The organism is Brevibacillus sp. NRRL NRS-603, from assembly GCF_003013445.1.
Classification (GTDB): domain Bacteria; phylum Bacillota; class Bacilli; order Brevibacillales; family Brevibacillaceae; genus Brevibacillus; species Brevibacillus formosus.
In genome coordinates this window covers 21,998-29,470 of record NZ_PXZN01000026.1, presented here as the reverse complement: position 1 = coordinate 29,470, position 7,473 = coordinate 21,998, and the positions used below count along the sequence as shown (strand labels likewise).

Sequence of the window (7,473 nt, the reverse complement as noted above, 5' to 3'; positions counted from 1 at the left end):
TGAACTACTACCCGTTAGATGGACACTGTGAAAAAAGTGACCGTCTAACGGGTTTTTGTGTTTTAATCATCATTAACAAGAAATGAGTGGGGATATGTAAGATGAGTAAAAACAGAGTAAGTTTTACGGAACATGAGATACATACGTTAGAGAAAAATCAAAATGTACTTCGAGTAACAGGGAAAAACATCACGTATTCTCCTATGTTCAAATTTACCGCTGTCCAGGCATATCGAGAGGGACAAACGCCGATTGAGATATTTCTTCAGGCAGGTTTCCCCTTGGAAATAATTGGTCGGCATACGCCAAAAAAATGCTTACATCGATGGAGAAAAGTATGTACGACTTTTGGTGAAGCTGGATTAAGTGAAGAGCGCAGAGGCAAGGGGAGCACCGGTAGAAAGTCAGAGGGAGAGTTATCAGCGGAAGAAAAACTGAGACGTGCTGAAGCACGAATTAGGCTTCTGGAGGCAGAGAACGAACTTTTAAAAAAGCTAGAAGCGCTCGAAAGACAAACCAATAAGACGTTATCGTCTCCCGAGCGCTTTCAGCTTATTGACCTAGTTCTTCGTAAACATGGCTTGAAGCGTGTAACCCGTTATCTATGCCAGATTGCTGAAGTGAGCTCAAGTGGCTATTATCGCTGGTGTAGTGCTGAGGGACGGCGACAAATTCGAGAAGAAGCCGACGAACGAGACTTCCTGCTCATCAAGGAGCATTTCGAAACTCGAAAAGGGAGAGCAGGAGTGCTGGTCATTAAAATGAGATTGGAGCGAATGAACGGTGTCGTGATGAATCATAAAAAGATTCGTCGTCTTATGCAAAAGTTTAAGCTAGTCACTCGGAAAGCGAATCCGTATCGAAAAATGGCCAAGGCTACTCAGGAACACCGCACATGCCCAAACCTACTTAAACGTCAGTTTGACCAAGGTATACCCGAGAAGGTTCTACTTACTGACATCACTTATTTGCGCTATGGTACTGGTCAATGGGCATATTTGTCTTGCGTAAAAGATGGGGCGACCAAACAGATTTTGGCACACTATCTGTCTTCGACATTGGAGCTATCACTAGTGAAACGGACACTAGACTTATTAATCAAACGATTGGACGGTAACGTCCATCCTGATGCTATTTTTCATTCGGATCAAGGAATGCACTACACTCATCTTACAACGAGGCGCCTTATTGCTGAGGCTGGTTTTAAGCAGTCGATGTCTCGCAAAGGTAACTGCTGGGACAATGCTTCAATGGAATCGTTCTTCGGTCATATGAAAGACGAACTCGAATACAAGGACTGTGTTTCACTTCAAGAGTTGCGTCAACGCGTCAACGAATATGTAACCTATTACAATTCAGAGCGTTATCAATGGACATTAAAAAAGATGACTCCTGATGAAATCAGGAATCATCTCATAGCTGCTTAATTTGCAACAGGCTCTTTTCAAATTCTGTCTATTTCTAGGGTAGTAGTTCAACCTTGACAACGCCTGCCCAGTCGGAACTTAAAAAAGGGGACCACGCTTGTCGAACACTTCTTCCTTGAGAAACTTCCGCCCGTAGGGTGGCTTTGGCTCGACGGTCCCCTGTTTTAAGTGGAGACGTCCAGTGAATCCCCCTTGCGGGCGTGTCAGAGTCGAAGAGACCTGTGCTTTTTCTTCTCCTCCACTATGGTAGGCACCTTCAATAGAGTTATTTTGAACATTCAAAAACGACATAGTAAAGAAAGTGAAAAGAAAGGTAAAGATATTGAAAAGATTAATAGTGAGAAAATTAGTAATATTTAGTCATGTCATATTCTTTTCATTCTATCATCCAGAACAAGGGGGCATTTACAGTGAAGAAGAAGCACATGCTCGGCTCCATTCTCGCCCTGTCTGTCTTGGTTTCCACAGTCTTGGCAGGCTGTGGTGGCAGTCAGACATCCAATGGGACGAACTCCGCGTCCAACTCCAATCAAGCTTCGACTAGCCCCGCGTCTTCATCGGCCGCAGCGGGTGGAGGCGGTACCCTGATTATTGCGCGCTTGTCCGATGCGAATAATCTGGACCCGCATTTCAGTACCCAGATTAATTCCATGGCAGTGACGCAGCACAAGCTCTATGAAGGTTTGGTCATGATGGATCGGAATAGCGAGTACAAACCTCTTTTGGCAAAGGAATGGAAACAAAAAGACGACGTCACCTGGGAGTTCACACTGCGTGACGGTGTTACCTTCCATGACGGGGAGCCTTTCAATGCTGAGGCCGTGAAGAAGACGATCGATCGTATCTTGGACAAAGACAATCCGACTCCGAAAGCAAACATGTTTGGCATGATTAAAGAAGTGAAGGTCATCGATCCATCGAAGGTAGAAATTATTTTACATTATCCGTTCGCAGGGCTCCTGTCCGTACTGGCGAGTGCCGAGGGTGGCATCATCAGTCCAAAGGCGATGAAGGAATTTGGCAAAGAGTTGTCCAAGAAACCAGTAGGGACGGGGCCGTTCATCTTTGAATCATGGACGCCTGGACAAGAAATCGTCATGGTGAGAAACGAGAAGTATTGGGGCAACCAACCGAAGCTGGAAAAAGTCGTTTTCAAGACCATTCCTGAGGATGCGACACGCGTAGCCATGGTAGAGACAGGTGAAGCTCATGTCGCAGAACAGCTACCGGTCACGGAACTGGAAAGGGTACAGAACTCGCAGAGCATGTCTTTAGGCCGGTTCGAATCATTCGCGGTTGACCATATCGGGATGAACGTCAAGCAGAAGCCTTTTGACGATGTTCGCGTCCGTCAGGCCATCGCCCATGCAATCGATAAGGAAGCGATTATTAAAGGGGTTTATAACAATGTCGGAAAAGTAGCCATCTCATCATTAGGGCCAAAAGTCATCGGCTACAGCCCGAATATTAAAACGCCTGAATACGATTTGAACAAAGCGAAGCAATTGCTCACCGAAGCAGGCTACGCCAACGGATTCAAGGCAACCATCTATCTCAATGACAACAAAGCACGGATCAATGTAGCAGAAGTGCTGCAATCCCAGCTGAAGGGAATCGGCATCGACTTGCAGATTCAAGTGATGGAGTTCGGCGCGTATCTGGAATTGGCGGCAAAAGGGGAAGCGCAAATGTTCATTAGTGGCTGGGGCAATGCGACCGGGGATGCAGATTACAACCAGTACAACCTCTTCCACAGCACGTCAGCAGGTGTGCCGGGCAACCATTCCTTCTATAATAATCCAAAAGTCGATGCGCTGATTGAAGCGGGTCGCAAGGAGAAAGATCCAGAGAAGCGCAAGGAAATCTACGCAGAGGCGCAGCAAATCGAGATGGAGGAGGTGCCGTTGCTGCCATTCCGCAGCAGTGAAAACCTCGCAGCCATTGCAAAAAATGTTCAGGGTGTATACATCAGCCCATCCGGGTACATTGATGTGAGTCAAGTCACGATTCAATAACAGGAGCTAGAGACCTTCTCTACCAAATGGAGAGGGTCTTTTTTAGTAGATAAGAATTAATAAAAAATCATATCGACATGGAAGACTTCACCAAAAATCTTGGCGAAGCCAGTATTGTGGCTGCGGTGGGGAGAAGAATACTTCCAGTCTAGGCTCCAGGCTCCGTCCTGCTGAGGGCTCAGACTGTCCGCTCTGAAGGGATTCGCGGGGAAACGCAAAAGTGGTAGCCGCTTCGTAACGCGCGCACGTTGCGTTTCTTTTGCCCGCGAACCCCTTCTTCGCTGTGTAGGACTCCACAAGTCGCTACGTCAGGAAATATTCTTCTCAGTCGTAACTCATGAGGTTCTTCAAGCTTTTCAGGCATTAAAAAAATCGGATCACACGGAAAGCTCGTAGAGGAAACAGGAGAAATTAATCCCGCAGGGGGTGGCCCTAGAAGCTGAGCGTTTTCTCCTGTTTCCTCCACACCACTACAGCAACATATACTCCAACTCTATTTTTATTGCATGATTCGCATGAAAGTAGAAAAAGTGAAAAAAAGAGTAAAGAAAGTGAAAATACAAGTAAAGAGAGTGAAAATACAATGCCAGAATAGTGGGTAAAATAAAATATGTGCGAATGGTCAAAATATTCAAGTACATCTGGCGCAAAAAACAGTCACGACCGTTTTTTTTGACCGCAAGCGGTCACATCAACATTTATGAAAAACGTCGAGACGCTTTTCACAAAACAGGGGGATCACTACATGAAAAAGACGCGCTTTTTCCAGACGCTGCTTGCCATGACCGTTGCGGTTTCTACAGCGTTGGCAGGCTGCTCACAAGCACCTGAGGCAAATTCTTCCGGGCAAACCAAAGCTTCATCACCAGCTGGCAAAGAAGGTGGGACACTCGTCATCGCCCGTTTGTCTGATGCGAACAACCTGGATCCACATTTTCTCACGCAAATCAATTCCGCTGCTATCATTCATCACAAGGTATACGAGGGTCTTATTCGGATGGACAAAGAAAGCAAATATGTAGGTTCACTCGCTTCTGAATGGAAGCAGCTCGATGATGTGACATGGGAGTTCAAGCTTCGCTCTGGAGTGACGTTCCACGATGGCACACCGTTCAATGCGGAAGCTGTGAAAAAGACGATTGCTCGTGTCCAAGACCCGGCAGTAGGCTCTAACCGCGCCAATTTGTTCGAGGCAATCAAAGAAGTAAAGGTGGTGGATGATACAACGGTTCAATTCATCCTTCACTATCCATACGCACCGCTCTTGTCCGTGCTTGCCAGTGCAGAGGGGGGAATTTTGTCACCAAAAGCGATTGAACAGTATGGGAAAGATTTGACCAAGCATCCAACCGGAACAGGGCCTTACAAATTCGAATCATGGACACCAGGTCAAGAAGTCGTTCTGGTGAAAAACGATAGCTATTGGGGCGACAAGCCGAAGCTGGACAAAGTCGTCTTCAAGACCGTTCCAGAGGATACGACCAGACTCGCGATGGTCGAGACAGGAGAAGCGCATATAGCTGAGCAATTGCCAGTGACAGAAGTCGATCGGGTGAAAAATTCTCCGAGTATGACACTTGGCCGTTACCCTGCTTTCGCTAGCGATCATATCGGGATTAACAACTCGAAGAAGCCGTTCGATGATGCGCGCGTTCGTCAAGCGATTGCACATGCGATCGATAAGAAAACCATCCTTCAAGGGGTCTACAACGATGTGGGGACGGTTGCTCATTCCTCTATTACCCCGTCCATGGTTGGTTACAGCCCGAATGTAAAAGACTTGCCTTACGATCTGGAAAAATCCAAAAAGCTGTTGGCGGAAGCTGGATACGCGAACGGCTTCAAAGCAACCATTTACTTAAACGATAACAAGGCACGAGTTAGCTTGGCAGAGGTGCTGCAGCAACAGCTAAAACAAATCAATATCGATTTGGAAGTGAAAGTGCTGGAGTTCGGTGCTTATATCGAAGCAGCCAACAAGAGCGAAACAGAATTGTTCCTCAGCGGTTGGGGCAATGCCACAGGCGATGCAGACTACAACCAATACAATCTGTTCCACACGAAGTCGCAAGGGGCAGCCGGCAACCATGCTTTTTACAGCAATCCGGAAGTGGACAAGCTGATCGATGAGGGCCGCAAAGAGAAAGACGAAGAAAAACGGAAGCAAATCTACGAAAAAGCACAGCAAATCGAAATGGACGAAGCGGCAATGGTACCGTACCGCTTCTCAGAAAACCTCGCAGCGGTTCAAAAAGGTGTAGAAGGAGTTTGGATCAGCCCAGCAGGACACATTGAGGTCGACGATGTGACATTGCCGTAATTTTCAGCTAAAAAGTGCTTCATGATCAGCATAGCTTCGTCCATTGGGAATGAGCTATGCTGATTGATTATATAAAGAAAGAATGAAAATGGGGGCGAGTCTAGTGAAAAAACAGAAGATGCTAGGTTCAATGCTGGCAGGTATCTTGAGCGTTGGCCTCGTGCTTACAGGCTGTTCATCGGGTACAGAGCAAGGTGCGGCAGGGACTCCGGCTGCGAAGGAAACTCCGGGAACAGATCAGACGCTGGTGATTGCACGGCAGTCTGACGCAAACAATCTTGATCCGCACTTTATTTCAGCGATCAATGCAGCGAGTGTGGTCCATCACAAAGTATATGAAGGTCTTGTCCAGCGAGATGATAACATGGCGTTCAAACCGATGCTAGCCACGGAATGGAAGCAGTTGAACGATATCACCTGGGAGTTCAAGCTGCGTCAGGGAGTCAATTTCCACGATGGTACGCCGTTTAACGCCGAAGCGGTGAAAGCAACATTCGCACGCGTCCTCGATGAAAAGGTCGCCTCTCCACGCGCGTCTCAGTTTAAGATGCTTTCGGAAATAAAAGTAGTGGATGATTACACTGTGCATTTCAAGCTGGCCTACCCGTATTCCCCATTGCTGTCGATCCTCGCCAACCACGAAGGCAGCATCATTAGCCCAAAAGCGATTGAGCAATACGGCAAGGATCTGAGTAAACATCCCGTTGGTACAGGACCGTTCGTATTCGAATCGTGGACACCTGGCCAAGAGATCGTACTCATGAAAAATGACAACTACTGGGGAGAAAAGATAAAATTCAAGAAGGCCGTCTTCAAAGTCGTACCAGAGGACACGACCCGCGTGGCCATGGTAGAGACGGGCGAGGCGCACATCGCTGAACCATTGCCGGTGACAGAAATTGACCGCGTCAGTAATTCCCCTCATATGAGCTTGTACCGGACAGAAGGTTTGGGGACAGATTTCATCGGGTTCAACACCAAGAAAAAACCGTTTGACGACGCTCGTGTTCGTCAGGCGATCAACTATGCGATTGAGACCGATGCGATCATCAAAGGTGTGTACAACGATGTCGGAACGAAAGCGAATTCCGCAATAAGTCCGAAGGTTCTTGGATACGATGGGGCCTTGAAAGGATACGAGTTCGATCCGAATAAGGCGAAGGCCCTGTTAAAAGAAGCGGGCTACCCGAACGGTTTCAAAACAACCTTGTGGACAGGCGATCGCAAGGAACGGATTAATGCTGCGGAAGTGATCCAGTCCCAGTTAAAGGGGATCGGCATTGAGGTAGAGGTAAAAGTGCTTGAGTATGGAGCCTATTTGGATGCAGAAGACAACGGTGAAACAGAGCTGTTTATCAGCGGCTGGGGCAACGCCACTGGAGACGCTGACTACAACCAGTACAATTTGTTCCACTCCAGCTCTTTGGGCAAAGGCGGAAACACCACGTTCTATGTGAATAAAGAAGTGGACAAGCTGATCGAAGAGGGGCGCCGTGAGCAGGATACGGAAAAACGCAAGCAAATCTATGCGAAGGTGTTGGAGATTGAAAAGCAAGAAGCACCAATCGTTCCGATCCGCAATCTTGAGCATGTCGCAGCAGTCGGCAAAAACATCAAAGGCTTCTGGATCAGCCCTTCTGGGTATATGATGATCAACGGCATTGCGATCGAATAACGCAAACATTTAGAGAGAAAAGGATGGGAGACGGGG

The 7,473-nt window shown here is 47.4% G+C and carries 4 protein-coding genes; all 4 read left to right on the top strand.

All coding sequences use genetic code 11. The features are described from left to right. Positions 1–101 precede the first annotated feature (101 nt). The 4 genes from C7R94_RS20820 (at position 102) to C7R94_RS20800 (ending at position 7,437) form a co-directional block, all read left to right on the top strand. Positions 102–1,427, top strand: coding sequence for an IS3 family transposase (locus C7R94_RS20820; RefSeq protein ID WP_106784284.1), 1,326 nt, complete (start codon positions 102–104; stop codon positions 1,425–1,427). 410 nt (positions 1,428–1,837) lie between these two features. After that, positions 1,838–3,442 (top strand): glutathione ABC transporter substrate-binding protein, encoded by a 1,605-nt coding sequence (locus tag C7R94_RS20810; protein ID WP_106784280.1) that lies wholly within the window; start codon positions 1,838–1,840, stop codon positions 3,440–3,442. 745 nt (positions 3,443–4,187) lie between these two features. Beyond that, on the top strand, positions 4,188–5,762 hold the full coding sequence (locus tag C7R94_RS20805; RefSeq protein ID WP_106784277.1) for a glutathione ABC transporter substrate-binding protein: 1,575 nt from the start codon (positions 4,188–4,190) through the stop codon (positions 5,760–5,762). 103 nt (positions 5,763–5,865) lie between these two features. After that, positions 5,866–7,437, top strand: a complete 1,572-nt coding sequence (locus C7R94_RS20800; protein WP_106784275.1) for a glutathione ABC transporter substrate-binding protein — start codon at positions 5,866–5,868, stop codon at positions 7,435–7,437. Positions 7,438–7,473: the final 36 nt, after the last annotated feature.

Coding starts and splice junctions, on each gene's coding strand:
- C7R94_RS20820 (WP_106784284.1), top strand. CDS start 102: ATGAGTAAAAACAGAGTAAGTTTTACGGAACATGAGATACATACGTTA.
- C7R94_RS20805 (WP_106784277.1), top strand. CDS start 4,188: ATGAAAAAGACGCGCTTTTTCCAGACGCTGCTTGCCATGACCGTTGCG.